The organism is Mycobacterium heidelbergense (assembly GCF_050205645.1).
Classification (GTDB): domain Bacteria; phylum Actinomycetota; class Actinomycetes; order Mycobacteriales; family Mycobacteriaceae; genus Mycobacterium; species Mycobacterium heidelbergense_A.
In genome coordinates this window covers 107,659-130,987 of sequence record NZ_JBNMQT010000008.1, presented here as the reverse complement: position 1 = coordinate 130,987, position 23,329 = coordinate 107,659, and the positions used below count along the sequence as shown (strand labels likewise).

26 protein-coding genes and 1 pseudogene are annotated in these 23,329 nt (G+C 65.0%); 11 read left to right on the top strand and 16 right to left on the bottom strand.

Annotation, left to right across the window (positions count from 1 at the left end; all coding sequences use genetic code 11):
* Position 1 precedes the first annotated feature (1 nt).
* Genes ACQI5H_RS11445 through ACQI5H_RS11430 form a run of 4 tightly spaced genes read right to left on the bottom strand, consistent with a single transcriptional unit; the run spans position 2 to position 5,196 of the window.
* A complete protein-coding gene (locus ACQI5H_RS11445; RefSeq protein WP_427079486.1) occupies positions 2 to 1,747 on the bottom strand; it encodes an FAD-binding protein in 1,746 nt (581 codons plus the stop codon).
* The gene (locus tag ACQI5H_RS11440) at positions 1,744 to 2,661 is read right to left on the bottom strand and encodes a 3-carboxyethylcatechol 2,3-dioxygenase (RefSeq protein ID WP_427079485.1); all 918 of its coding nucleotides are present in this window, start codon (positions 2,659 to 2,661) and stop codon (positions 1,744 to 1,746) included. Before ACQI5H_RS11440 ends, ACQI5H_RS11445 begins: the two co-directional genes overlap by 4 nt.
* Positions 2,609 to 4,333, bottom strand: a complete 1,725-nt coding sequence (locus ACQI5H_RS11435) for a bifunctional 3-(3-hydroxy-phenyl)propionate/3-hydroxycinnamic acid hydroxylase (RefSeq protein ID WP_427079484.1) — start codon at positions 4,331 to 4,333, stop codon at positions 2,609 to 2,611. Before ACQI5H_RS11435 ends, ACQI5H_RS11440 begins: the two co-directional genes overlap by 53 nt.
* On the bottom strand, positions 4,333 to 5,196 hold the full coding sequence (locus ACQI5H_RS11430; protein ID WP_427079483.1) for an alpha/beta fold hydrolase: 864 nt from the start codon (positions 5,194 to 5,196) through the stop codon (positions 4,333 to 4,335). The genes ACQI5H_RS11435 and ACQI5H_RS11430 overlap by 1 nt, the downstream gene beginning before the upstream one ends.
* 125 nt (positions 5,197 to 5,321) lie before the next feature.
* Here ACQI5H_RS11430 and ACQI5H_RS11425 point away from each other — a divergent pair, with 125 nt between their 5' ends.
* Together ACQI5H_RS11425 and ACQI5H_RS11420 are read left to right on the top strand one after the other, a co-directional pair.
* Entirely contained in the window at positions 5,322 to 5,999 is a 678-nt protein-coding gene (locus ACQI5H_RS11425; protein ID WP_427079482.1) for an IclR family transcriptional regulator, read from the top strand.
* A gap of 14 nt (positions 6,000 to 6,013) precedes the next feature.
* Positions 6,014 to 7,627 (top strand): FAD-dependent oxidoreductase, encoded by a 1,614-nt coding sequence (locus ACQI5H_RS11420; protein ID WP_427079481.1) that lies wholly within the window; start codon positions 6,014 to 6,016, stop codon positions 7,625 to 7,627.
* Between the two features lie 83 nt (positions 7,628 to 7,710).
* On the opposite strand, the gene ACQI5H_RS11415 is transcribed toward ACQI5H_RS11420, so the two are convergent.
* Both ACQI5H_RS11415 and ACQI5H_RS11410 read right to left on the bottom strand, forming a co-directional pair.
* Positions 7,711 to 8,412, bottom strand: coding sequence for a CTP synthase C-terminal region-related (seleno)protein (locus ACQI5H_RS11415; protein ID WP_427079480.1), 702 nt, complete (start codon positions 8,410 to 8,412; stop codon positions 7,711 to 7,713).
* 37 nt (positions 8,413 to 8,449) lie between these two features.
* Complete coding sequence (locus ACQI5H_RS11410) at positions 8,450 to 8,806, bottom strand: nuclear transport factor 2 family protein (protein WP_427079479.1); 357 nt, start codon at positions 8,804 to 8,806, stop codon at positions 8,450 to 8,452.
* Between the two features lie 92 nt (positions 8,807 to 8,898).
* Here ACQI5H_RS11410 and ACQI5H_RS11405 point away from each other — a divergent pair, with 92 nt between their 5' ends.
* Together ACQI5H_RS11405 and ACQI5H_RS11400 are read left to right on the top strand one after the other, a co-directional pair.
* Positions 8,899 to 9,642, top strand: coding sequence for a class I SAM-dependent methyltransferase (locus ACQI5H_RS11405; protein ID WP_427079593.1), 744 nt, complete (start codon positions 8,899 to 8,901; stop codon positions 9,640 to 9,642).
* A 25-nt stretch (positions 9,643 to 9,667) separates the two neighbouring features.
* Positions 9,668 to 10,330 (top strand): NUDIX hydrolase, encoded by a 663-nt coding sequence (locus ACQI5H_RS11400; RefSeq protein WP_427079478.1) that lies wholly within the window; start codon positions 9,668 to 9,670, stop codon positions 10,328 to 10,330.
* Positions 10,331 to 10,341: 11 nt separating this feature from the next.
* Here ACQI5H_RS11400 and ACQI5H_RS11395 read toward each other — a convergent pair whose 3' ends face one another.
* Positions 10,342 to 10,815, bottom strand: a complete 474-nt coding sequence (locus tag ACQI5H_RS11395) for a hypothetical protein (RefSeq protein WP_427079477.1) — start codon at positions 10,813 to 10,815, stop codon at positions 10,342 to 10,344.
* A gap of 86 nt (positions 10,816 to 10,901) precedes the next feature.
* Here ACQI5H_RS11395 and ACQI5H_RS11390 point away from each other — a divergent pair, with 86 nt between their 5' ends.
* On the top strand, positions 10,902 to 11,531 hold the full coding sequence (locus tag ACQI5H_RS11390; protein ID WP_427079592.1) for a TetR/AcrR family transcriptional regulator: 630 nt from the start codon (positions 10,902 to 10,904) through the stop codon (positions 11,529 to 11,531).
* On the opposite strand, the gene ACQI5H_RS11385 is transcribed toward ACQI5H_RS11390, so the two are convergent.
* Both ACQI5H_RS11385 and ACQI5H_RS11380 read right to left on the bottom strand, forming a co-directional pair.
* Positions 11,528 to 11,956 carry a PaaI family thioesterase gene (locus ACQI5H_RS11385; RefSeq protein ID WP_427079591.1) on the bottom strand — a complete coding sequence of 143 codons (429 nt, stop codon included), beginning with the start codon at positions 11,954 to 11,956 and terminating at the stop codon, positions 11,528 to 11,530. The genes ACQI5H_RS11390 and ACQI5H_RS11385 overlap by 4 nt on opposite strands.
* A gap of 53 nt (positions 11,957 to 12,009) precedes the next feature.
* Positions 12,010 to 12,681, bottom strand: coding sequence for an enoyl-CoA hydratase-related protein (locus tag ACQI5H_RS11380; protein WP_427079476.1), 672 nt, complete (start codon positions 12,679 to 12,681; stop codon positions 12,010 to 12,012).
* 194 nt (positions 12,682 to 12,875) lie between these two features.
* Here ACQI5H_RS11380 and ACQI5H_RS11375 point away from each other — a divergent pair, with 194 nt between their 5' ends.
* Complete coding sequence (locus tag ACQI5H_RS11375) at positions 12,876 to 13,289, top strand: winged helix-turn-helix transcriptional regulator (protein WP_427079475.1); 414 nt, start codon at positions 12,876 to 12,878, stop codon at positions 13,287 to 13,289.
* Positions 13,286 to 13,702, top strand: coding sequence for a PPOX class F420-dependent oxidoreductase (locus ACQI5H_RS11370; RefSeq protein WP_427079474.1), 417 nt, complete (start codon positions 13,286 to 13,288; stop codon positions 13,700 to 13,702). The genes ACQI5H_RS11375 and ACQI5H_RS11370 overlap by 4 nt, the downstream gene beginning before the upstream one ends.
* Positions 13,703 to 13,713: 11 nt before the next feature.
* Here the strand turns inward: ACQI5H_RS11370 and ACQI5H_RS11365 are convergent, their stop codons facing one another.
* Complete coding sequence (locus ACQI5H_RS11365) at positions 13,714 to 14,934, bottom strand: sensor histidine kinase (RefSeq protein ID WP_427079473.1); 1,221 nt, start codon at positions 14,932 to 14,934, stop codon at positions 13,714 to 13,716.
* Positions 14,935 to 15,046: 112 nt separating this feature from the next.
* On the opposite strand from ACQI5H_RS11365, the gene ACQI5H_RS11360 reads away from it, so the two are divergent.
* Complete coding sequence (locus ACQI5H_RS11360; protein WP_427079472.1) at positions 15,047 to 15,700, top strand: response regulator; 654 nt, start codon at positions 15,047 to 15,049, stop codon at positions 15,698 to 15,700.
* Between the two features lie 24 nt (positions 15,701 to 15,724).
* Here the strand turns inward: ACQI5H_RS11360 and ACQI5H_RS11355 are convergent, their stop codons facing one another.
* From ACQI5H_RS11355 to ACQI5H_RS11340, 4 genes are all read right to left on the bottom strand, one after another.
* Positions 15,725 to 16,723 carry a thiamine pyrophosphate-dependent enzyme gene (locus ACQI5H_RS11355; protein WP_427079471.1) on the bottom strand — a complete coding sequence of 333 codons (999 nt, stop codon included), beginning with the start codon at positions 16,721 to 16,723 and terminating at the stop codon, positions 15,725 to 15,727.
* Between the two features lie 43 nt (positions 16,724 to 16,766).
* Entirely contained in the window at positions 16,767 to 17,654 is an 888-nt protein-coding gene (meaB, locus tag ACQI5H_RS11350; RefSeq protein WP_427079470.1) for a methylmalonyl Co-A mutase-associated GTPase MeaB, read from the bottom strand.
* Between the two features lie 7 nt (positions 17,655 to 17,661).
* Entirely contained in the window at positions 17,662 to 18,801 is a 1,140-nt protein-coding gene (locus ACQI5H_RS11345; RefSeq protein WP_427079469.1) for a thiolase family protein, read from the bottom strand.
* Positions 18,802 to 18,884: 83 nt separating this feature from the next.
* Complete coding sequence (locus ACQI5H_RS11340; RefSeq protein ID WP_427079468.1) at positions 18,885 to 19,403, bottom strand: phenolic acid decarboxylase; 519 nt, start codon at positions 19,401 to 19,403, stop codon at positions 18,885 to 18,887.
* A 135-nt stretch (positions 19,404 to 19,538) separates the two neighbouring features.
* On the opposite strand from ACQI5H_RS11340, the gene ACQI5H_RS11335 reads away from it, so the two are divergent.
* Positions 19,539 to 20,387 carry a proline iminopeptidase-family hydrolase gene (locus ACQI5H_RS11335; RefSeq protein ID WP_427079590.1) on the top strand — a complete coding sequence of 283 codons (849 nt, stop codon included), beginning with the start codon at positions 19,539 to 19,541 and terminating at the stop codon, positions 20,385 to 20,387.
* A 12-nt stretch (positions 20,388 to 20,399) separates the two neighbouring features.
* On the opposite strand, the gene ACQI5H_RS11330 is transcribed toward ACQI5H_RS11335, so the two are convergent.
* Positions 20,400 to 20,783, bottom strand: a complete 384-nt coding sequence (locus tag ACQI5H_RS11330) for a hypothetical protein (protein WP_427079601.1) — start codon at positions 20,781 to 20,783, stop codon at positions 20,400 to 20,402.
* Between the two features lie 15 nt (positions 20,784 to 20,798).
* Positions 20,799 to 20,876 (bottom strand): annotated as a pseudogene (locus ACQI5H_RS11325) (TetR family transcriptional regulator); the annotation flags it as partial.
* A gap of 245 nt (positions 20,877 to 21,121) precedes the next feature.
* Between ACQI5H_RS11325 and ACQI5H_RS11320 the strand changes: the two are divergent.
* Complete coding sequence (locus ACQI5H_RS11320) at positions 21,122 to 22,291, top strand: sulfotransferase family protein (RefSeq protein WP_427079467.1); 1,170 nt, start codon at positions 21,122 to 21,124, stop codon at positions 22,289 to 22,291.
* Positions 22,288 to 23,328 (top strand): DUF7064 domain-containing protein, encoded by a 1,041-nt coding sequence (locus ACQI5H_RS11315; RefSeq protein ID WP_427079466.1) that lies wholly within the window; start codon positions 22,288 to 22,290, stop codon positions 23,326 to 23,328. Before ACQI5H_RS11320 ends, ACQI5H_RS11315 begins: the two co-directional genes overlap by 4 nt.
* Position 23,329: the final 1 nt, after the last annotated feature.

The following is a 23,329-nucleotide window of genomic DNA, read 5'->3' as shown; positions in this document are numbered from 1 at the left end:
TTTACCTCCTATGAGAATTAAGTGTTCGCGTGACCGCCTGGGCGGCAAGGTGTTTGGCCGCGACAAAGCCGAAGGTCATCGCTGGGCCGATGGTCGCCCCGGCTCCGGCGTAGCTGCGGCCCATCACCGGCGCGGCGGTGTTGCCCACCGCGTACAGCCCCCGCACGACGGTGTCGTCGGGCCGTAGTACTCGGGCGTATTCGTCGGTACGCAGGCCCCCTGACGTCCCGAGGTCGCCGAGCACGATTCGAAACGCGTAGTACGGGGGATCGCCCAGTGGATACAGATTCGGGTTGGGCAGCGTCGGGTCGCCGTAGTAGTTGTCATAGACGCTGTCCCCGCGGTTGAAATCGTCGTCGTGTCCTCTGCGGGCGAGTTCGTTGAAACGCGTTGCGGTTTCGGACAGCTGGCGCGCCGGGACGCCGATCTTGTTCGCCATGTCTGCCCAACTCGTGGCGGCTTTGACGACGCCGGATTCCAGCCAGGCCGACGGAACCTTACGTCCCGTGGGCACCGGCGCCCCAGGGATTTTGGGAATCGGCAAATGGCCGCCGATGACATAGCGATTCCAAGACCGATGGTCGGTGATGAGCCAGCAGGGGATGTGCGTGACGCCGGATTTCTGGCCGTCGATCATGGCGTGGCCGAAGTCCATATAGGGCGCCGCCTCGTTGATGAAGCGCTTGCCGTCGCCGTTGACGATGAACTGCGCGGGCATCATCCGTTCGTTGAGCATGAATTGCATTCGGCCGTCCGGCCATTGGATTGCCGGGAACCACCACGCCTCGTCGAGCAGGTCGGTTCCGGCGCCCACCTGCTGGCCCGCCCGAATGCCGTCGCCCATGGCGGCGGGGTTGCCGAAGCTCCAATCCTGGGACCCCGCAGTCTCCAAGACGGGCAGCTGCTCTTTGCGCCGGGCGAGATCGTGATCGAATCCACCGGACGCCAGGATGACGCCGCGGCGGGCGCCGATTCGCTGCTTACCGCCGTCGCGCTCCAGCACTGCCCCGGTCACCGATCCGTCGCCGTCGGTGAGCAACTCAACCATCGGCGAGTCCAGCCACAGTGGGATGCCGCGCTCCCGCATCGCCAGAAACAACCGTGTCGCCAGTGACTGCCCGATCGCCGCCATCCGCTCGTTGAGCGCTCTGGCTTTGACCATGCGCCAGATCAGCTTCAACAGGACGCCCTTGCCCGCCCATGACTGCCTGATCCGGTAGAAGGTTCGAAGCTCCTTGGGGCCCAACCAGATTCCCTTGGGGGCGAGCGCGAGCGGCTGAAGCAGCTTCCCCTCGTCGGGACCCAATGTGCGCAGGTCGATGGGCGGCACGTTAATTGTGCTACCGAGTTCGGAGCCGCCGGGAAATTCCGGATAGTAATCCGCGTAGCCGGGCTTCCAGACGAACTCCAACCATCCCGACAGCCGCTCGAGGAAGTCGAGCATCTGCGGCGCCGACTCGGCGTACTGCCGGATGCGCGCCTCGCTGACCAGGCCATCGGTGATCTTGCGCAGGTATTCGACGACACCTTCGGGGTCCGGGACGTAGCCCTCCCTGCGTTGTGCGGGCGCCCCGGGCACCCAGATGCCGCCACCGGAGAGGGCGGTGGAACCGCCGAAATGGGACGACTTTTCCACCACTAGCGTGTCCAGTCCGGAAGCGTCCGCGGTGAGGGCGGCCGCCATGCCGCCACCGCCGGATCCGACGATGAGCACGTCGACCACGTGGTCGAAACCGTCGGCAGTCATGCCGGTGTCGCCGTTCTGATGGCAAACCCCGCGATCAGTTCGGGGGCCGGCTTGTAGTAGCGCATCACGGTCCGGTACGGCCCCGCCGATTCCAGTGCGGCGAAAGCCGCTACCCAGGTTCTGATTTCGTGCGCCGAACTGCCGCCTTCGTGGACTACGAACGAGTTTGACCACTGATCGAGTTCGTCCAGCCGTCCCGCGTCGACGATTTCAAGGAAGCGATGATCCCACGCAGGGTTGAGGGGTTGCAGGTCATTTTCGCCGGCGGCGAAGCTTTTGGCCGCGCCCGCCGTCGCCGCTTGCCGAGCCTGCCGCTGCTCGGGTGTCATCGGCCGGCCGTCCACGATGCGTTCGCGCACAGCGGGAGACGCGGTCGCCAGCGTCGGAACCGGAGGGCTGTGCGAGAGTCCACCGGAGCCGATCACCAGCACCCGCTTGTCCAGGGTGGCGAGGTAGCGTCCGACGGCGGCGCCCAGTGCGCGGCAGCGCTGCAACGGCCCCAACGGAACCGCGATTGCGTTGACGAAGACCGGGATTACCGGGCACGCGGTGGCGTTCCCGAAGAGCTTCTCCAGCGGCTGAACGGTGCCGTGGTCCACGTCCATATTGGCCGACACCGCGACATCGACACCCGCGCCGAGTACGGCCTGCGCGCATTCGGTGGCCAGCTCCTCGGGAACGTCGAGCGGGCCGGCGTGGGTGCCGTAGTCGCCAATCCCGTTAGCACTCATGCCTATACAGAATGGCGGCATCACTTTGTAGAAGAACCCGTTGTAGTGATCCGGCGAGAAGATGACCGCGAGTTCCGGGTTGTAATCTTCGACGAATGCGCGCGCCTCGGCGATCGCGCCTTCGATGTCGTCAAGCAGGTCCCGCGACGGTCCTGGAAGATTCAGGAGCGGGCTGTGGGACATACAGCACAGAGCCAGAGGCACTTCGGTGATCACCCCCTCCCGGGGTGAGCGTGAGGGCATCGAGGAGCGCGGCGCTCAGCTCGGGCGCGCGCTGTGCGATGCAGGCACCCGCGATACACCGATCGGGGCGCAGGAACACGACCGATTCAGGGTGCGTGTCGAACCAGGATTTGACACCACCACTCCGGTCGCCGACGACCATGACATCGGGATCGTCGTGGCCGGTCCAGTGCAGCTGGGTGGCGGGGCGCAGCGCGATGAACCGCGCGCCCAGGGCTTTCCATGCCGCGAAGGCCTCATCGCCGAGAATCTTGCGTGGGTTGTTGTTCCAGCTCAGCACCGCGAACCAGTCGCCGAGGACATCGTCCAACAGGACGTCTTGCTGGACGCGGGTGTCGACCCGGGGCTGGATGAACAGGGTGCCGACCGGCGAGTCCGCGCGAGCTGGCGCGTTGGGACCCACCGAATGCACCACGGCGCCCTGCTCGTAGCGAGGCATCGGCTTGAATCGCATCTCCAGCACATATCGCTTGAGCGAGGGCACAATTGACGCGGATCGCACGAGGAGGTCCCGCGCGGTCGCCACCCGGCGGTTTGTCGGCGAGATGACGCGGCCGACCATGGTGGACAGGTCGATCATCGCCCGTGCGTGCTTGCGGCGCTCCATGTCGTAGGTGTCCAGCAACTTGTCGGTGGCCTGCCCGTTCACCACCGCGGCGAGCTTCCAGCCCAGATTGGCCGCGTCCCGAATGCCGCTGTTGTAGCCCTGGCCCTGCCACACCGGCATCAGGTGGGCGGCGTCGCCGGCCAGCAACAACCGGCCGCTGCGAAACGCGCCGGCGATCCGCGAATGGTGGGTGTAGACCCGGCGCCGGATCACGTCGACCCGGTCGGGTTGGGGCACCATGCGTGCCAGCATCCGGGTCAGGAAGGCCGGGTCCTCCGCTTGCTCGTCGGTCTCGTTGGCGTGAATCATGAACTCGAAGCGGCGAATTCCGTGGGCGATCGAGATCGAGGCGTAGGGGCGTTCGGGGTCGGCGCCGACCTCGCTGTTGGGGTGGCCCAGCGGGTCGTTGGCGACATCGACCACCAGCCACCGCGTCGACGACGTCGTCCCGTCGAAGGAAACGTCCATCATCCGTCGCGTCTGGCTGCGGCCGCCGTCGCACCCGACGACGTAACGCGCACGCGCACTGGCCGCGTCGCCGTCGCCGCCGAGCTCGACGATCACCCCGTCGTCGTCCTGGGCACACGACGTCATCGGGCGGCCCCACCACACCTCGACGTGTTCGAATCTGTCCAGTCCGGCGAGCAATTCGGCGTCGACGAGCGGTTGCACGAACCCGTTGCGCTTGGGCCAGCCGAAACGCGCGTCGGGCGGGGCCATTTCGGCGAGCACACGACGTTTGGCGTCGACGAAACGCAGGATCTGGTTGGGCACGGTATGCGGCAGGACGCGCTCGACCAGGCCGATCGATTGGAAGGTCCGCAGGGACTCGTCGTCCAGCCCCACGCCGCGCGGGTAGTCGATGAGCGTGTCTCGTTCCTCGACCACCAGCGTGCTGACACCTTGTAGGCCAAGGATATTGGCCAGCGTCAGCCCGACGGGGCCGGCGCCGACGACCACAACGTCGACAGCGGCGGATTGTGTCTGGTGCCCGTCGGTATCCATCAGCGGCCCAGCAGGAAATCGAGATGTAAGCGATTGAAGGTCTTCGCGTCCTCGTACTGCGGCCAGTGGCCACACCCCGGCATTACCTCGAACCGTGCGTTCGGGATCATCGACGCGATACGGCGCCCTTCCGTGACGTCGGCGGTGGGGTCGTCACTGGTCCACAGCACCAGCGTCGGCGCGGTGATCGACCCGTACTCGGCCGGGCCCAGGATGTTCCGAGCCCGAATCTCGGGGTCTTGCAACGCCATAATGTCGCGCATGGCGGCGACGAATCCGGGTTGCCGATAGACCCGCTGGCGGCTTGCCACGAGGTCGTCGTAATCCTTGGACTTGTCGGCCATCAACCATTTGATCCTGGCCTGTACCGTCTCCCACGTCGGGTCCTCGGCGGCGGCCATGGACAACGTGATGATCCGTTGCATCACAACCGGATCGGCCTGGGAGCCGCCTGCTGTGTTGAGGACCAGCCGGTCAACCACGTCGGGATGGTCGACGGCGGCGCGGGCGGCCACCCAGCCGCCCAGCGACTCGCCGCTGAGGCAGGCGCGGTCGACGCCGATGGTGCGCAGCACGGCCATCAGGTGCTCGACGTAGTGGTTGACTTCCAGCGGGTGGCCGGGCTTGTCGGTGTACCCGTGCCCCAGCATGTCGATCGACCAGGTCCAGAAGTGTTCGGCGTGCGCTCCCAGATTGCGGACGTAGGCCTCGGCATGGCCGCCGGATCCGTGGAGCAGGACCAGCACCGGCTTGCCCGGGTCACCGGCGCGCAGATAGCGGGTTCGAACTCCGCCGGCGTCCAGGTAACCCTGCGAAAAGGCGACGCCCTGGAGATCGCTCCATATGCTCTCGAACTCCGCCACGGTTCCTCTCTGGCTGCAGCTGGGGAAATCTCGTTCTCGATTTCTACTTATCTGGTGTGCTAATATCGCACAATAGTGTGCGTTATATATAGAGCTTCGCTCTCGCATGAAGGTCTGTCAAGGCTGTGACGGGTCCTGGGACCGGTTCGCAGACCCTGGCCAGGGGCCTGACCGCGCTGCAGATGGTGGCGGCCTCGCCGGCTGGGCTCACCGTGCAGCAGCTCGCCGACCAGGTCGGAGTGCACCGGACCATCGCGTATCGCTTGCTGTCGACGTTGGCTCAGTTCCGGTTGGTCGCCAAGGGAGAGGACGGGCGCTACCGACCCGCCGCCGGCCTTGCCGTGCTGGGCGCGTCGTTCGACCGCAACGTGCGCCAACTAAGTCTGCCCACGCTGCGCGCGCTGGCCGACGAACTCGGGACCACGGTGTCGTTGCTCGTCGCCGAGGGCGACCAGCAGGTGGCCGTCGCGGTGATCGTGCCGAGCCACGTCGCCTACCAACTGTCCTTCCATGAAGGCAGCCGATATCCGTTGGAGCGCGGTGCCGCCGGGATCGCATTGCTCGCGAGCATGCCCCCGCGCCCGGGCGAGCGGGATCTGGTCGCTCGCGCTCGCGAACGCGGATGGGTGACGACGTATGCGGAGATCGAGCCGAACACATACGGCCTGGCCGTGCCGGTCCGCCGCCAAGCCCCCTCTCCCCCAACGTGTATCAACCTCATCTCCCATCGAGAGGATGTCGTGATGCGCGGGAAGGATGCGGTCATCCGTGCCGCAAAGCAGTTGTCTGACCTATTGAGCTGAAGGGATATCAGTCCATGCCTTGGGACTCCGAAGTCGACGTCGTCGTGCTGGGCAGCGGCGGGGCCGGGCTCACCGCCGCGCTGTCGGCCGCCGCGGCCGGGGCGTCCGTTGCGGTCTTCGAGAAGGCACCGACCGTCGGCGGCACCACCGCCGTGTCGGGTGGCATCGTGTGGATCCCGGCCCATAACCGTTCTCCCGATGGCGAATTGACGGTCGACGATGCGTTGCGATACCTGCGCGCGCAGTCCCACGGCTCGATGGACGACGCCCTGGTCGAGACGTTCGTGCGAACCGGCCCGGCCATGCTCGAATTCGTCGAAGCGCACAGCGGTCTGCGCTTCGAAATCGCCACCGGCTTCCCCGATTACCAACCGGAGTTGCCGGGAGGACAACCCACGGGAGGCCGGTCGCTCAGCGCAGCTCCCTTCGATCTCGCCCAATTGGGCGAGTGGGCCACGCAGATCACGTCGTTTCCCGCCGATTGGTCCAACGTCGGTTTCGATGCCGAGACCCGAGCCCGGTTGCACGCAGCCATAGACGAACGCACGAGCCATCTGTGTGTCGCCGGGACCGCGCTGATCGCGGGGCTGCTGAAAGGGTTGCTCGACGTCGGGGTGACGCCGCGGGTGAATGCGCGGGCCGAACAACTACTCGCCGAGGGCGGGGAGGTCACCGGCGTACAGGTGGCAGTGCCCGGAGGAAGCCTGAACGTGCGCGCTCGACGCGGTGTCATCCTGGGCACTGGCGGATTCGAATGGGATCCCGTTCTGGCGCAGGCCTTTTTGCGTGGACCGATGCACGGGGCGGTCTCGCCGCCGAACAACACCGGCGACGGGCTGCGCATGGCGATGGCGCACGGCGCCGACTTGGCCAACATGGGCGAGGCGTGGTGGGTGCCGATCGTACGGATCCCGGGCGACACCATCGACGGCGAGCCGCGCAGCCGCAGCGTACGCCTGGAGCGGACCCGGCCGAGGAGCATCATCGTCAACGCAGCCGGCCACCGGTTCGTCAACGAGGCATGCGACTACAACTCGATGGCCGGCGCGTTCCACTACCTCGATCCCCGCGGCGGGTACGTCAACGATCGCGGCTGGATCGTTTTCGATTCCGCGCACCTGCAACGCTACGGATTTCTGGGTGTGGCTCCCGGACAACCGGTCCCGGACTGGTTCTGCGAGTCGGCGGACCTTACCGAGTTGGCCGCGAAGACCGGCATTGACGCCGACGGTCTCACCCAAACGGTCCAGGAGTGGAACCGCCAGGTCGCGGCGGGCGCGGATCCCGACTTCGGCCGCGGCTCGAGCGCATACGACGGCTACTGGGGCGACGACAGCGCTACCACTCTGGCCGGAAAGACGCTCGGCCCGATCGACACCGCTCCCTATTACGCGGTACCGGTATGCATCGGTTCGATGGGAACCAAAGGCGGACCGCGAACCGATCCTGACGGCCGCGTGCTCCATGTCAGTGGTGAGCCGATCACCGGGCTGTTTGCCGCGGGCAACGCAATGGCCGGTGTGACCGGCCGAGCCTATGGCGGTGCCGGCGGAACCATCGGCCCGGCAATGGTTTTCGGTTATCGCGCTGGCCACGCAGCGGCCACCGGGAAGTCCGTCGAGCTTTAGCCTTGCGCCGAACGTGTACCGAGTGCGAAAAATCGGTGCAAATCTCGCACTGAGTACACGTTCGGCGCTGCGGGCGGCATACGTCAGCGTGTTGCGGCCGCAGACAGAAGTTTCGTCACGAGCGGGTGCGGACTGTCGATCGTCGAGCGATTCTGCGGCACAAATAGCGTGGCGATATAGAACGGGTGCCCGGGTAGTTCAAAGATGCGAGCTTCGGCATCGTCGTCCTGTCCGGTGACACGAAGTCCGCCTTCCTCGAGTACCTGACGGAAGTCCGGATTGAGTCCAAAGTTGCAGTAATACTCTTCGTTGACCCTCCGCATGCCATAGCACTGGGCGGCAATGGATTCCGGTTCGAGGTTGACCGGCATGGTGCGGCCTGCCAAAGAGCAAGTCAACGCCGAGATGAATAGCCGAGAACTATACGGATCGTACTCGGCATGCTGCGCGTCCTTGAATCCCAGAACGTTGCGGGCGTATTCCAAAATGATGTGCTGGCACCCGCCGCACGTACCTAGAGTAGGCACGGCGTTTTCTCGCCCGAAACGCAGCGCGGCGAGCGCCCCGAGCAAGCTGCGATATGGGCTGCCGGGCGCGCACCACAGCGCGTCCGCAGTCGTCAGCGAGCTCAGATCGGTCTCCAGTGATTCAGTGGCCACCCAGGCCACCGAGACATCCAACCCGAGCGCACCCGCGGAATGGCGAATCGCTTCATTGGTGGCTACGTGAGGCGCATACGAGCTATCGAAATCGCCGATGATCGCAACGTTCAACAGATCCGTCATTCGCCCGCGTCCTTCGCCTAGGCTGTCTTGGATGCCTTTACGGGGCAACGAGATACGTTCCGTGCCCTTCGATCACCAGACCTTCGCCGAACCGTAAGATTTCGCAAACCCGCGTATTCTCTTGGTTTCGGTACACGATGGCGATGGTCTCGATTCCCTGGTAGACGTCCTCGACGACGAACCGAAGATTGGGAATTCGCTGCAATGCTTTGGCCCAGTAATGGCGCAGGGACGCCTTGCCCACGACGATCCCCGCTGTGTCCGGCAGCAGCTTGGCTGCCACCGGCGAACTGAACACCACGTCCTCGTGAAAGTACTCAAGAACCGACTCCACGTCGTGGGAATTCCATGCCCGTACCCACTGCTCGCTAAAGGTGACGGCGTCAAGGTGCACGTTGGACACGGTAGTCGCCGGTGCGGCCGATGGTCCAAGCATTTTCGCGGGGAACCTGGCGGAGCGGATTCGGCATGCGTCATCCTGAATCGGTGGTTGCCTATGACCGGATCGGCAGTAGCTATGTCGCGACGCGGCGACCCGACCCGCGGATTGCCACCCAAGTTCATGCGGCGCTGTCCGCAATGAGAACCGTCGTCGACGTTGGGGCCGGCGCTGGTTCCTATGAACCGGCCCAGACCATTGCCGCCGTCGAGCCCAGCACGGTGATGATCGCTCAGCGGCCACCGGGGTCGGCCCCCTGCGTGCGGGCCGTCGCGGAAGCTTTGCCATTGCGAGACAAGTGCGTTGACGCCGCAATGGCCATTCTGACCGTGCACCACTGGAGCGACATCGCCGCGGGGATTGGCGAATTGCGTCGAGTCGCCCGTCGCCGGATAGTAATTCTGACCTGGGATCAAGCGGTGATCCAGAACTTCTGGTTGCTGCGTGAATACCTTCCCGAGGCGGGCCGCATCAACGATGCGCTGTACGTACCAGTCGATCAACTCGTCGATTTGTTGGCGGGGGCAGACGTGCAGACGGTCCCGGTTCCACACGACTGCACCGACGGGTTCGGCGCCGCCTACTGGCGTCGCCCAGAGGCCTACCTTGACCCGACCGTCCGCGCCGGGATATCTATGTTGGCCTTTGCAGATGACTCTGCCCTAGCCGATGGCCTCACACGCCTCGCGGCCGACCTGCGCTCCGGGGCATGGCGCGCACGACATGTCGACCTGCTCGAGCAAGAGCAATTCGACGCCGGCTACCGCCTGTTGATCAGCGACCCTGGTTAAGGGTTGCCGGCAATTTCGTTGGGAGATGTGGAAACTGGACAACGTGACTTCGCCGAATACGGATGCCGCCGATCAGATTCGCCGACAGGCGCTAACTCTGCTCGCGGTGGCGCAGAATGGCCTCGCCTTCGCCGACGACCCGTACGACAGGCAACGCTACGAACAGGTACGTGGGTCTGCTGAAGCGCTGATGGGCCTTGTGAGTGAGGGTGGGCCTGAGCAACTGCGTGCGATCGTTGCCCTCGACGCCGGCTACATGACACCCAAGGTCGATGTCCGAGCCGGTGTGTTTGATTCGAACGGCAAAGTGCTCCTAGTCCAGGAACGCTCAGACGGTCGCTGGACCTTGCCGGGCGGCTGGTGCGACGTTTTGGAGAGCCCCGCGGAGGCCGTCGTCAGGGAGGTCCAGGAGGAAGCCGGCGTGAATGTCGGTGTGGAGAAGCTTGTCGCCGTGTTAGACCGCGACAAACAGGGCCATCGGCCGCATCTCCCATTTCACGTCTACAAGCTGTTTTTTCTTTGCAGCGAACAGTCCCGAGTCCCACCCGATCCCACCGAAACAACAGCGATCGACTGGTTCGCTCTTAACGAGCTGCCCCCGCTATCCACATCACGAGTACTCGAAACCCAGCTACGTCTTGTGCACACCCACTACCTGAATCCCGAACTGCCCACCAGCTTCGACTGACGTCCGACCGCCTAACTTGCGTACGAGGGGCCTTCGGGCAACATGTGCTTGCGCACGAGTTTGCGCCAGCGCCGATGCCGGTAGCGATAAATTCCCTTCGCGAGCGCGGCGACGAACGGGGTCGCAACTCCAGCATCGATGTCGACGGTGTCGCTATAGCGACTCGAGCGTTCATCGATCTGTTCGACATGCAGCGTGTGGTTCCACGCCTTGAGGAGTCCCCCGTGCTCGTGGGTGCGCACGGTTCTACTCGCCTGGTCCACCTCAACGATTTCGATCGTGTGCCGGTACGCCGGTATCACATGGAATGCGAACAACCATCCGGTTCCGCGCTCACCCGCGCGCAGTACCTCCGAGCGTCCCGCGAGCGCCGGAAAGCCGAGGAGGCCCTTACACACGTAGAGGAAGGTGACCGGGGACAGCATCGCCGACCACACCCTGTCGGCGTCGGTCGGCAGGATCGTTTCGATGTGAACGGTTCGCACCGGTACTCCTTCGGCAGTAGTTAGGGTACCCTAATTCTGCTGGTGAAAGCGCCGGTTGACTACTCGCATTTCGCAGGAGATCCACGATCGCGCCAACGGACCGATTTCGGCAACGTAAGCAGCCCAAACAGGAGCGGGCCGCCCAGACCCGACAACGGATTCTGGATGCTGCGGCTCGCGTTTTCGCCGATCACGGCTACACCGCCGGCACCACCAATCGAATCGCCGACGGCGCCGGGATCTCGATCGGCTCGCTGTATCAATACTTTCCGAACAAGGACGCCGTGCTGCGAGCCTTGATGGACTCGCACGTCGATGCCGGCGCCAGGTTGCTCGGTGAGCGGTTGGCGAGTGGTATGCCGCAAGGGCTCGACGAAGCGCTGCGGCTATTTGTGCGCGCGACCATCGACAACCACCGGGACAATCCGCGCCTGCATCGCGTGCTGTTCGAAGAGGCCCCTCGCGCACCGGAGTTCCTGGCGCGGCTGCACGACTTGGAGCAGCTGATGGTGGACGCGACCACGCGCCTACTCGAGCAGCAGCCGGACGTGCGTGCCAGCAGACTGAACGCCCAAATCGTGGTGGCGACGATCGAATCGCTCGTTCACCGGCTAGTCGCCTCGCCGAGCCCCGTTGACTTCCAACGGCTCGAAGATGAAATCGTCCTTCTGCTCACCGGATATCTGCAGCCGCACAACGATTCCCGTGCCAACTAGGCCGGCGGAAGGATGATGCACGTGGTGGTGGCGTGGGCGACAAGCTTGCCGTCTTGGTCCACGACCCGGCCCTCCGCCGTCGCAGTGCGGCGTCCGGAGTGAACGACGGTGCCTGTGGCCGTGAGGGTTTGGCCATCGGTGCTGGCGGCACGGATGTAGTTGACCTTGATTTCCAGGGTGGTATAGCTGACGCCGGCCGGCAGGGTGGTGTGAACCGCGCAGCCCATGACCGAGTCGAGGAGGGTAGCGGCGATACCGCCGTGGACGGTGCCAAGGGGGTTGGCGAATTCGGGACGGGTGTCAAGGGACATCACGACACGTCCGCGGTCGAGCTCGTCGAAGCGCAGGCCGAGCAGGCGGCCGATCCACGGTATGTCGGTGGGGCGTTCGCTTTGCACCCAGCGCATCAGTTCCAGGCCGGTCATGGCGGCGATGTCTGTGGTCACGATCGTTCTCCTTGGTGGCGTCGACGCCGGGGTCAGCCCAACGGGGTGTCGGTGTCGCGCAAGGTGACCAGCACCGGGGCATACATGCGGGCCTTGATGGCGCCCAGAGTGTCGCCGGCCTTGTTCGCCTGCGCGCCGGCGAGTTCGATGGCCTTGGCGCGCACCACATCCTCTGCCACCGCGTCGTCGACGATGCCGGCCGCGACGGCGTCCGTCCCGCCGTAGCGGTGTCCGCTGAGCATGGCCTGGTGCGCGGTTTGCGGCGCCAACCGGGCCTGAATGAGTGCGGCCATGCCGGGGCTGAACGGGATGTTGATGTCCACCTCGGGCAAGCACCAGTAGCCGCGGTCGGCGCGCATGACGCGAAAGTCGTGCGCCAGGGTGAACATCGCGCCCGCGGCGAAGGCGTGTCCCTGTACGGAGGCCACGGTGATCACCGGCAGCGACAACACTCGCCCGAAGAGTTGGTGAACGGAAACGACGTAGTCGATGTGTTGGTCGGCGTGGGCGGATAGCCAGTCCAGGTCCAGACCGTTGGAGTAGAACTTCCCGGTGGCGGCGGTAACGAGGGCCCGGGGTCCGTGGGCCTTCTCCACCTCTTCCAGCCCGGCGTCGACGGAAGAGATCCAGTCGGGGTGAAAGCGGTTCTCACCGTCGCCGAGGTCGAGAACGAAGACGTTGTCGTGGCGATCGAGCGTGGGCATGCAAAACCCTACCTTTCATTCGTCAATCCACCAGCCGGAGCGACGAAAAGCGCTGGCTTCGCAGGGCTTTCGCGGCTCCGAGGGGTACTGCTATCGATCGGTCCCTCTCGTCCCGATGCACCGCCACATGGCGGCCCTTCATGTTACTATCTGCAGAATAGCGAGCTATCTATAGGATAGGAAGCTGGTGAGACATGGACCACAGCCGCGAACCCACGGCGTGGCTGCCGTATTGCCCGTATTACGCCGCGGCCGGCGACATCTTGACCCGCCGCTGGGCACCGACGGTGCTGCGTGCCCTGGTCACCGGTCCCAAGCGGTTCGGCGAGATAGCCGCGGCTATCCCCGATATGACGGACAAGCTGCTGTCCCAGCGGCTCAAGGACCTTGAAGACGAGGGCTTGATCGAGCGCTTTCTCGGCGACGGTCGTCCGGCGCGCGTCGAGTATCGGTTGACAGAGAAGGGCGTCGAGCTCGGTGACATCCTGCTCGACATCAATCTGTGGGCGCTGAAGTGGATTGACCTGTCCGACCGTCAACCAGCGGAGAAAACACGAGTAAGCCGCCGCACACGATCCACCACCGCCAAAATGAAAGGGACAGAATGAAACTCGATGACGCCACACGCAAGTTTCTCGGCGACGGCGTAGACGCCACCCTGGTCACGATCAACCCCGACGGTAGCCCCCATGTGTCGGTCGTATGGGTTGCGCTCCAATCCACGCCAGAAGGCGACGAGCTAGTGAGCGCGCATCTGAGCGAGTACCGAAAGACCCGCAACATTCGCCGGGACCCCCGGGTGGCTCTGACGATCCTTTCCAAGGAGCCCCATCCCGGACAGCCCACACCGTATCTGTCCGTCACCGGGTCCGCCCGCATCGTCGAGGGCGGCGCGCCCGAATTGTTGACCGAGCTGGCCGAGGTCATGCTGGGATCCAGCGAGCATTTTCCGCCGCCGAATTCCCCATCGGGGCTACTCACCAGAATCCGCATCGAAAAGGTCGGCGGCGCCGGCGCTTAGGGCCGACTCGATTACTGCTTCAGCGGCAGTTCGACGCATATGTGAGTGCCCACCGGAACATCGAGAAAGACGAACGTTCCGCCCGCCGCTTCGACCCGGGCCCGGTGCGAGGCTAGCCCGATGTGTCCCTCGCCCAGGCGGCGCGCCATCGCCTCGTCGGTGAATCCCACGCCGTCGTCGACCACATCCAAAACGCAGCTGCCTTCGTTGATCCCAAGGCGGACTGAAGCATTGCCGGCCCGAGAATGTTGCGCCAGGTTGGACAGCAACTCCCGCGCCACCCCGAAGACGATGGGGTCGACCTCGTTGCGTAGCGGGTAGTCGATGTCCGTCGAGACCTCGATACCGGAACGCTGGGCGGTGTGCGCAGCTAGTTGCTGCAGCGCCGCACCCAATCCGACCTGCTCGAGGACGGCCGGATGCAGCTCAAACGTCGCCTGCCGCAATCGGTCCGAGGCAGCCTGCAGCCCGGCCATCGCGCGACCGACTCGCTCGTCACCAGGAAACGCCGTATCCAACTCGACGAGCTCTTGGCGCACGGCCAGGATGTCTTGCAGCGGTCCGTCGTGGATGGATTCCGAAATCCGGCGCTGCTCCACATCCGACGCAGTCATTGTCTGCGCCAGCAGTTCCTCGCGTAGTGTGCTGAGCCCGGCCACCGACCGGGTATGCCGTTCTTCGACGCGTACAGCGACAAACGCTGTGACACAAAGGAACCCGTAGAGCAGGAACCGGAACGTGGCCTCGGTGATGCCGATCGAGCCGACCATTTCCGGGTCCTCGAGCACCGCGATCGCGAACCCCACCATCGAGAAGATCAACACCACCGCCGCTCGCCGGGAGGAAACGTCGAGCCCGATGAGGATCGGCAACGCCGTCATGATGAGCAGCGGGTGCAGTCCGTTGGTGGACAGCACCTGGAAGACGGTCAGCACGATCACGTCGATGACGGTGAACGCAAACGGCTCCACGCGGCCGACGTCGGCCAACCGGCCGCGTGCGAGCCATCGTCGGCTGCCGGAGAAGGCCAGCGTCAGCGCGCACAGCGCCATCAAGCCGTACCCGATGATCAGCACGGTTTGCTGGGGCCATTCGGACCGGCGCGTGTCGCTCAGCATCGCAGCGATCATCAAGCCCACCACGCCGAGCCGAAGCACCGACGCAATTCGATACGAGCGCAGCTGGTGGACCCTGCGCACCCGCTTCAGTTCTGCGTCGCTGGCCACCGCCACCCGATCACCGTACTCATCCGCGCCGGCGCGACCGTGGCAAATCGCGCGAAAACGCATCAGAGCACCCGAAATCGCGAACGAATGCTTTGGGTAAACGGCTACACTCATCGCCATGGCCGACGCGGCTACGCCCGCCGAAGTACGTGTGGTCGTTGGTGACGACCACCCGCTCTTTCGCGAGGGCGTAGTGCGCGCGCTCGCCTCGAGCGGTTCGGTGAACGTGGTCGGCGAGGCCGACGACGGATCGGCGGCATTGGAATTGATCAAGACGCACCTCCCCGATGTCGCGTTGCTTGACTACCGAATGCCCAGCATGGATGGCTCCGAGGTCGCGGCGGCGGTGCGAAGCCAGGAATTGCCTACCCGGGTGTTGCTTCTCTCGGCACACGACGAGCCGGCGATCGTGTTCCAGGCACTGCAGCAGGGCGCCGCCGGCTTCTTGCTGAAGGACTCGACCCGCGCCGAAATCGTCAAGGCGGTCCTCGATTGCGCGGAGGGGCGCGACGTAGTAGCACCCGGCCTTGTCGGGGGCCTCGCCGCGGAAATTCGCCAGCGCGCGGCACCCTCGGCACCCGTGCTCAGCGCGCGAGAGCGCGAGGTGCTCAATCGGATTGCCCGCGGACAAAGCATCCCCGCGATCGCAGCCGAGCTCTACGTCGCCCCGTCGACGGTCAAGACCCACGTGCAACGCCTCTACGAAAAGCTCGGGGTCGGCGATCGCGCAGCCGCCGTGGCGGAAGCCATGCGACAAGGTCTGCTCAGCTAGCGGCCGACCGCGGGTCCCGCTCGCTCACGAAGCCGGATCTTCCGCGCCCAACAGTTCGTTCGCGGATGACATGGCCTCCGCCATCATTTGGCGAGCCCGTCGTTCCACCTCGTAAAGGTGGTCGTCGCTGACGCCGGCACCGATCAGCCGCCGTCGGGCGAAAACCAAAGGATCGACGCCAGAGGGGTGATTGGTGCGGTAGGTGACCGCTTTCACCACGGTGGGGCCGCCGCCGACGCTCGCTCGTTCTACCGCGTGGGCGACCGATTTGTGCACCGCCGCAACGTCTCTACCGTCGGCCAACAGGACGGGCATTCCGTGGCTCCCGCGTGCACCGCGGCGCACGCCCGATCCGGTGCGAATGTCCTCGACGACGAACACCACCGGAAGCCGCCACGACACGGCTATGCGCGCGGCCGTTTCGAACTCGACGGAGTTCGAGTCCTCATTGCCGATGACACACAGTGTGACCTTGCCTGCGCCGGCCATTTGCTGCGCATAGGCATCGCCAAGGGCGAACATGACTGATTGCTTCAACGGGCTTGAGCCGGCAAATATCAGCTTCCATTCCGCAGCGAACGGGTCTTCGCTGGACGCGCCGCCCACTTCCCGGCTCGGGGCGAATATTTCGGCGATGGCCGGACCCAGCGGGAGCGAAAGACCGATCTGCTCTGCGTGCTGGAAATGGGGGATGGCGGTGCTGATGATGTCGCCCGGTCGAAGCGCAGCGGTAGCGCCCACGGCCACGGCTTCCTGACCGAACGCGGCCACCATGGGTCCGTTGAGCAGACCGTCGATGCGCGACTCTTCCAGTGCCATGTCGAGCAGGCGCAGTGCCCACATGCGGCGGTACAGCTCCAGCTGTTCACCGACAGGCGCCGCAGAGGGTTTTGCCGACAGTTTCGAGGTGCGAGCCATGTCCCGGTCTCCTAACCGATCGTTTGGGCGGTTGGTCGCCCTGTTAGACACAAGCTCAAAGTAGATGGGTATAGCTTGGGCGCACCTCCGCTGATCGGTCCGCAAAAGTGATGAACGCCCATTCCCCCGATTGGGGGACACGGCGAGTTCAGTCCGGGCGTTGAGGGCTCGGGGCCAGCAGCTTTTCGGCCGCGGTATACGGATCGTCGTGGGCGTCGACCACCGCCTCGGCGAGCCGGTCGAGATCCGGCCGGCCGCGCAGCCGCGTTTGCGCCAGCGACAGGATCTGCGCCCGGGCCCGGGCCAGCCGACGGTCGCGGCTGTCGGTGCGGCGGTGATCGTCGATGGCCGCGACCAGGTCCGCGACGCCTTCTCCCTGGGCGGCGACGAGGCTGACGATCGGCGCCTTGGTTTCGGCGCGCAGATCCCGCACGGTCTGTTCGGCACCGTCGCGGTCGGCTTTGTTGACCACCACGATGTCGGCGACCTCGAGCACTCCCGCCTTGGCGGCCTGCACCGCGTCGCCCGCCCCGGGATTCAGGATGACGACGGTTGGGTCGGCGACGGCGGCAATCTCGATCTCGCACTGCCCCACCCCCACCGTCTCGAGCATGACCACGTCGTAACCGATCGCGCCGAGCAGGCGGATGGCGGCCGGAACCGCGGCGGCCAGGCCACCGAGATGGCCACGCGTTGCCACCGACCGAATCAGCACATCGGAATCGTTGATATGCGCGGCCATTCGAATTCGATCGCCCAGCAGCGCGCCTCCACTGAACGGCGACGTCGGGTCCACGGCCAGTACGGCCACCCGGGACCCGCGCTCGCGATAGGCGCCGACCAACGCCGCGATCGTCGTCGACTTGCCCGCGCCCGGCGGTCCGGTGATGCCGATGATCGGGCCCGCGCATGCCGACGAGGGCCCGATGCTCGCCAGCACCTCGTCGCGCCGCTCCCCCTCCACCAGACTCAGTAGCCGACCCGCCGCCCGCGGAGACCCGTTGCGCGCACCGGTTATTAGGTCGGCGATGGTCATTTGCGCATTATGGCGCAGCGACCTCGATGACCGTCGCCGAGCCCATCCCGCCGCCGGCGCACATGGCCGCGACCCCGATTCCCCCGCCGCGGCGGCGCAATTCGTGCACCAGCGTGACGAGCATCCTGGCCCCGGTTGCCGCGACGGGGTGTCCCAGCGAGCAGCCGCTGCCGCTGACGTTCACCTTGTCCGGGTCGAGATCGAGAATCTTGACGGTGGCCACGCACATCGCCGCGAATGCCTCGTTGATTTCGAACAAGTCCACGGCTGAGATCGAAAGCCCCGCGCGGCCAAGGGCTTTCGGGATGGCTTCCACCGGAGCCAAGCCGGTGATCGCCGGGTCGACGCCCACGGACGCCCACGATCGCACGGTGGCCAGCGCGGGCAGCCCGAGCCGCTCGCTCGCGATGGTCAACACCGCGGCACCGTCGTTGGCTCCGCAGGCATTACCGGCGGTAATCGAGAAGCCCTCGATCTCCGGATGCAGCGGCTTGAGTGCGGCCAGCTTCTCCAAGCTGGTGTCACGGCGTGGATGCTCGTCGACCGAAAACAACCCGTGCGGCGACTCGATGGGAACGATCTCCTCTTTGAAGCGGCCCTCGTCGATCGCGGCGATGGCATTGCGGTGGGAGCGCAGCGCCCAGGCATCCATCTCTTCGCGACTCACGCCCGCCTTGACCGCAGCGTTCCACCCCACCGTGATCGACATGTCGAGGTTGGGCGCATCGGGACGGTCGGGGTGGGTCGGCGGAAACCAGTCGACCCACTCGCCGTCCACCTGCATCCGTGACCGCGGCGACGTGGACGCGGAGTTCACGCCACCGGCGATGACGAGCTGGTCCATCCCGGCTCGCACGCTCGCCGCCGCACTCTGCACCGCCGCCTGACCCGCCGCGCAGTGCCGGTTGTTGGCCAAACCGGGCACGTGGGTCAGACCGCTCGTGATGGCCGCATGCCGGGCCAGCACGCCGCCACCGTAGAGGCCCTCACCGAGGATCACGTCGTCGACCTGCGCGGGATCGAGGTCGGCGGCGGCCTCGGAGACGACGTGGTGCGCCAGGTCGAATGCGCTGGTGTCGCGCAGCGTTCCCTTGCGCGCGGTGCCGATCGGGGTGCGCAGGGCGGACACGATGACGGCTTCGGGCACGGGTCTTCTCCAGTTCAGCGTCTACGAGAACCCTATTCTCTCATTTTGAGAGTCTCAGTTGCAAGAAGCGCTCCCGTGGCCGATCAGTTGGTGCGGTTGGACCAGCCGGAGGGCAGGTTTTCGGGACCGGTGTCGATGACGGTCTCGTCGTCTGTTCCGACGTATTCGAACAAGGTGATGTAGGCGAACTCGGGGACTTCGTAGATCGGGTAGGTCGGGCCACGGTCGCGGTGGGCCCGCATCTCATCCAGGTGTTCGTTCTGGAAGCAAACGGTGCGCTCACCGTGCATGCGGATCCACTGCGGGAAGAAGATGACTCCGTGGATGCGTCGTTTGGCGGGCAAGATGTTGACGGCCACGCAGGTGCCCGTCGGTTCGGTCCAGGACACTTTGAAACTGTCGTCGTCGAGTTGGACGAGGTTGACTTCCTGGCCTTTGACCCAACGGCCTCCGACATGCCCGGAGTGAATACGGTAGTCGATGGTCGAGGCGTTCTTGACGTACATTTCGTACTGCCAGCCGTTGGCGTAGGTGTAGATGAAGCGGTGGCCGACGATACCCGAAAGATCCTGCGGCGGAATCGGGTTCGCGATGCTGGTCATGCCGTTCCTCCTGGAACTGATCGGGAAGCGGGGCGGTGGCGTGTCAGTGCTCGATCCTGCCAGGCGCGTGGCGCGCTCTAGCGCTTGGCTGCGGGAAACGCGTGGATTTGCGATGGTGGACGAATGACTGAGGGAATGGTCGCAGTCCCGGGCGGGAATGTGTGGTTCACGCGGGTCGGTGGTGGGCCAGGCCTTCCGCTGCTCGCGGTTCATGGGGGTCCGGGGCTGCCGCACGACTATTTGCGGTCGCTGGAGCGCCTGGCTGACGAGCGCGAGGTCATTTTCTGGGACCAGCTCGGCTGCGGAAACTCGGAATCCCCTTCCGACCGACGGCTTTGGACGATGGAGCGCTCGGTGGCCGAAATGGACACCGTGGTGAAGGCGCTGGGGCTGAACCGCTTTCACGTCTTTGGCAATTCGTGGGGCGGCATGCTGGCGCAGCAGTACGTGCTTGATGCCGCATCCGGAGCGGAGAGCCTCGTCATCTCGAACAGCATCGCGTCCATCCCGCAATTCGCGCAGATGGTGGCCCGGTTGAAGTCCGAGTTGGATCCGGCGACTCAATCGGCCATCGACCGTCACGAAGCCGCCGGCACGACGTACGCGGCCGAATATCAGGCGGCGATACGCACCTGGAACGAGACGTATCTTTGCCGCGTTCGTCCCTGGCCCATCGAGCTCGAGAACGCGTTCCGCCGCATGGGCATCGAGATCTTCGAAACGATGTTCGGGCCCAGCGACTTTCACATCGTCGGAACCATTCGGAACTGGGACGTGTTCGACCGCTTGGCCGAAATCTCGCTACCGACGCTTGTCGTTGCCGGCCGGCACGACGAATGCGTACCCGAGCACATGTGGGAAATGCACGCGCGCATACCGGGTTCGCGGTTTGAGTTGTTCGAGTCCAGCTCTCACATGCCGTTCATCGAGGAGCCAGACCGGTTCGATCACGTGATGAGGGATTTTCTGCGGCAGCACGACTGATCGGTCGTTGAGTCAGCGCGGCGGTTGCCCCGATTCGACGCTGTGCACGACGAGCCCTATTGCCCATTCGATCGCCCTGATGGCGTCCGCGGAACTCGCCCCCCAGTGCACGACCAGGCGTTCGTAGGAGGGCGGGCTCCACAGCACGTCGAGCACGCCGGCCACAAGGGCTTGCTGCTGCGGCGACCAGTCCGGCGCAGCGGTCGCGACGGCGCCTCGCAGGGCGTCGCCGCGGGCACGGTCCATGGCGGTGAACGTGGGGTCATTGGGCTCGACTCCCCAGGACGAGACGGCGAAAGACGACAACGCTTCGAAGACGCGGCGGGCCACCGTGGCGACGCCCGCAAGGTCGACATTCTCATAGTTCACCCCGGCACGCTCTTGGAATCGCTGCATCACGGCATCATGCAATTCTCGTTCGGTTGCGAAGTGCCGGAACACCGTTCGCTTGCTTACGCCCGCACCTTCGGCCACCGCCTGAAAAGTCATAGGGCTCCAATCCATATCGGTGAGCCCTTCGACGATCGCAACGCCGGCGCCCAAAATCCGCTCACGTGTGTCGGCGGTCTTCCGTTCACGTAGTGGACTGCGATAGGGACGCTGTGTGCGCGCCGGCGTATCTTGCGAAGTCGGCATTGACAGCCCCTTGTTATTCACGTCATCATAGTGACATCAATTAGCTCTCGGATAAAGCCGGCGTGCGGATTGCTGGAGGTGCGCCAAGGAGAAGCTCGATGAACTCGGTCGAAGAAGCGCTCGCCACTGCTCGTAGCGAGACTGGACTCGACGACTTTGGCGTTGACTCGTTTCGCGAGGGCTTGGAAGTTCTCCTCGAATCGGTGGGTACCGAGGCGGATCTGAATCCCCTGGGCGAGTTGATTGTTCGGAATCTGATCATCACCGGGCTGAAGAACCGGTTGCGCATCGAGGATTGGTACCGGCGTCACCCTGAGATAGAGGACGAGGTGATCGAGCGGCCGTTGATTGGGCTCGGCTTACCGCGCACCGGGTCGACGGCTCTATCGTTCTTGCTTGCCGAAGATCCCCATGCGCGTTCGCTGCGTCGATGGGAGGCTGGCGAGCCGTGCCCGCCGCCGTCCACCGTGGTGGGCCCCGATCCCCGGATCGCCGCCGCGGCGGCGCAGCAGGAAACGCTGGACACCGCGGCACCGAGGTTGGCCGCGCTGGTGCCGACGACGCCGACGGGGCCGGAGGAGTGTCAGGACCTGATGGCGCTGGACTTCAAAAGCCAGTACTTTCAGGCGTTCGCGCACATTCCCACGTATTCGCGGTGGCTTCTCGATGCTGATCTCACGCCAACCTACGCCTATGAGCGGCGGACCCTGAAGTTGTTGCAGTGGGGCCAACCTCGCCGACCCTGGCGGTTGAAGTGCCCCACACATTTGTTGTTCCTGCCCCATCTGGACAGGGCGTTCCCCGATGCCCGCTACGTCTGGACGCATCGCGACCCCACCGAGGTGATTCTGTCGGTCGCCGACCTCTACGCCGAGTTCCGACAGATGACCTCGAACACGGTCGACCGAAACTATCTCGGGCAACTCAATGTCGAGCATTGGTCAGTCGGCATGCAGCGAGCGTTGGCGTTCCGGGACGCCGGCAACGATGATCGGTTTTTCGATCTCGATTTCACTGCCGTGCAACGTGATCCGATCGGCGAAGTGAAACGCTTGTACGCATGGCTAGGCGAGCCCGTATCAGCCGAGTTCGAGGCGGGCATGCGCGCGTGGTGGCAGGCCGAAGCCGCATCGCGGTCGCCGAACACGCATCCGGAGGCCGCGGCGTTCGGGGTGAACTTGGCGGCGGTACGCCCGCTGTTCGCCGACTACATGCAACGTATGGCCGCGTGGACAGCGGCGACGCGAGGAGAGGTTGCGCAGTCATGACCATCGATGTGACCGGCGGACTGCGCGAGGACTGGGAGTACGTCTGGGACCGCCAACCAGAGGACCCGGAAGCGCGTGAATCCGTGAATGCCTGGATCTGGGACGACAGCGGCGGTTTCGGTCTGCCGCGAATCGGGGTCGAGGCGGTGGCCGACCAATGGAACACCCACGACGTCCAGGTGAACATCGCCTTCGCGGACGGCCGCGTTTTCAACGTTTTCGGCAACGGTCCGGTGCACAACCCGCTAGGTTCCGACGGCAGGCCGCGGACCCTCGGCGCCGGGCCGCTGTCGTTCGAGATCGTTGAGCCCTATCGGCACCTACGCGTCAAGCTCGATGGCCAGGCACTCGCCACGACGGTCGATGCCCAGATGGCCGGGTGGATGCCTTGGTCGGCCGAGGGCGAGAGGGTCGCGGTCAAGGCGCAGATAGATATCCGGCCGGTGCTGCCTCCTTGGGAAAACGGTTCGACGAGCGAGGACGCGCGGCGCATCTTGTCCACCCAGGAAGAGGGCTACCTGATCGGCTATCCGTGGCGATTCGAACAGCTTTGCAGCGCAAGCGGCACCATGACCATCGGCAACGAGACGCACGAGATCAAGGGCGGCGCCAACCGGATCCGCCGCCAAGGTGTGCGACGACTGGCCCGGCTCCGGGGCCACGTTTGGCAAGCGGCGGCGTTCCCAAGCGGTTTCGGATTCGGTTTCCAGATCTATCCGCCGCGCGCCGACGGCAAGCCGACGTACAACGAAGGCTACGTAGTCAAGGATGGCGCAGTCGTCCCCGCCCGGGTTATCAAGGCGCCGTTCATGAATCGGTTGCAACCGAGGGATGAAGATGTGTCCCTAGTTCTCGAGGCCGGCGGCGACCCCCTCGAAATCGAGGGCCACACCACGATGTCGACGTTCATGGTCATGCCCCCCGAGGTCGGCGGCGGCCTGCAGTTGCAGCAAGGACTCGCGCGCTACAGCTTCAACGGGGAGACGGTGATAGGAATGATCGAACGTTCGACGGCGCAAGACCAAGTTTCGCCTTGAC

What these genes read in the sequence shown, in the direction of transcription:
- ACQI5H_RS11370 (WP_427079474.1), top strand. Translation starts at nt 13,286, where the DNA reads ATGAAACTCGATGACGCCACACGCAAGTTTCTCGGCGACGGCGTAGAC.
- ACQI5H_RS11440 (WP_427079485.1), bottom strand. Translation starts at nt 2,661, where the DNA reads ATGTCCCACAGCCCGCTCCTGAATCTTCCAGGACCGTCGCGGGACCTG.
- ACQI5H_RS11315 (WP_427079466.1), top strand. Translation starts at nt 22,288, where the DNA reads ATGACCATCGATGTGACCGGCGGACTGCGCGAGGACTGGGAGTACGTC.
- ACQI5H_RS11435 (WP_427079484.1), bottom strand. Translation starts at nt 4,333, where the DNA reads ATGGATACCGACGGGCACCAGACACAATCCGCCGCTGTCGACGTTGTG.
- ACQI5H_RS11420 (WP_427079481.1), top strand. Translation starts at nt 6,014, where the DNA reads ATGCCTTGGGACTCCGAAGTCGACGTCGTCGTGCTGGGCAGCGGCGGG.
- ACQI5H_RS11340 (WP_427079468.1), bottom strand. Translation starts at nt 19,403, where the DNA reads ATGACCAGCATCGCGAACCCGATTCCGCCGCAGGATCTTTCGGGTATC.
- ACQI5H_RS11445 (WP_427079486.1), bottom strand. Translation starts at nt 1,747, where the DNA reads ATGACTGCCGACGGTTTCGACCACGTGGTCGACGTGCTCATCGTCGGA.
- ACQI5H_RS11335 (WP_427079590.1), top strand. Translation starts at nt 19,539, where the DNA reads ATGGTCGCAGTCCCGGGCGGGAATGTGTGGTTCACGCGGGTCGGTGGT.
- ACQI5H_RS11385 (WP_427079591.1), bottom strand. Translation starts at nt 11,956, where the DNA reads ATGACCGGCCTGGAACTGATGCGCTGGGTGCAAAGCGAACGCCCCACC.
- ACQI5H_RS11380 (WP_427079476.1), bottom strand. Translation starts at nt 12,681, where the DNA reads ATGCCCACGCTCGATCGCCACGACAACGTCTTCGTTCTCGACCTCGGC.
- ACQI5H_RS11320 (WP_427079467.1), top strand. Translation starts at nt 21,122, where the DNA reads ATGAACTCGGTCGAAGAAGCGCTCGCCACTGCTCGTAGCGAGACTGGA.
- ACQI5H_RS11330 (WP_427079601.1), bottom strand. Translation starts at nt 20,783, where the DNA reads ATGCAGCGATTCCAAGAGCGTGCCGGGGTGAACTATGAGAATGTCGAC.
- ACQI5H_RS11400 (WP_427079478.1), top strand. Translation starts at nt 9,668, where the DNA reads ATGTGGAAACTGGACAACGTGACTTCGCCGAATACGGATGCCGCCGAT.
- meaB (WP_427079470.1), bottom strand. Translation starts at nt 17,654, where the DNA reads ATGACCATCGCCGACCTAATAACCGGTGCGCGCAACGGGTCTCCGCGG.
- ACQI5H_RS11375 (WP_427079475.1), top strand. Translation starts at nt 12,876, where the DNA reads ATGGACCACAGCCGCGAACCCACGGCGTGGCTGCCGTATTGCCCGTAT.
- ACQI5H_RS11360 (WP_427079472.1), top strand. Translation starts at nt 15,047, where the DNA reads ATGGCCGACGCGGCTACGCCCGCCGAAGTACGTGTGGTCGTTGGTGAC.
- ACQI5H_RS11415 (WP_427079480.1), bottom strand. Translation starts at nt 8,412, where the DNA reads ATGACGGATCTGTTGAACGTTGCGATCATCGGCGATTTCGATAGCTCG.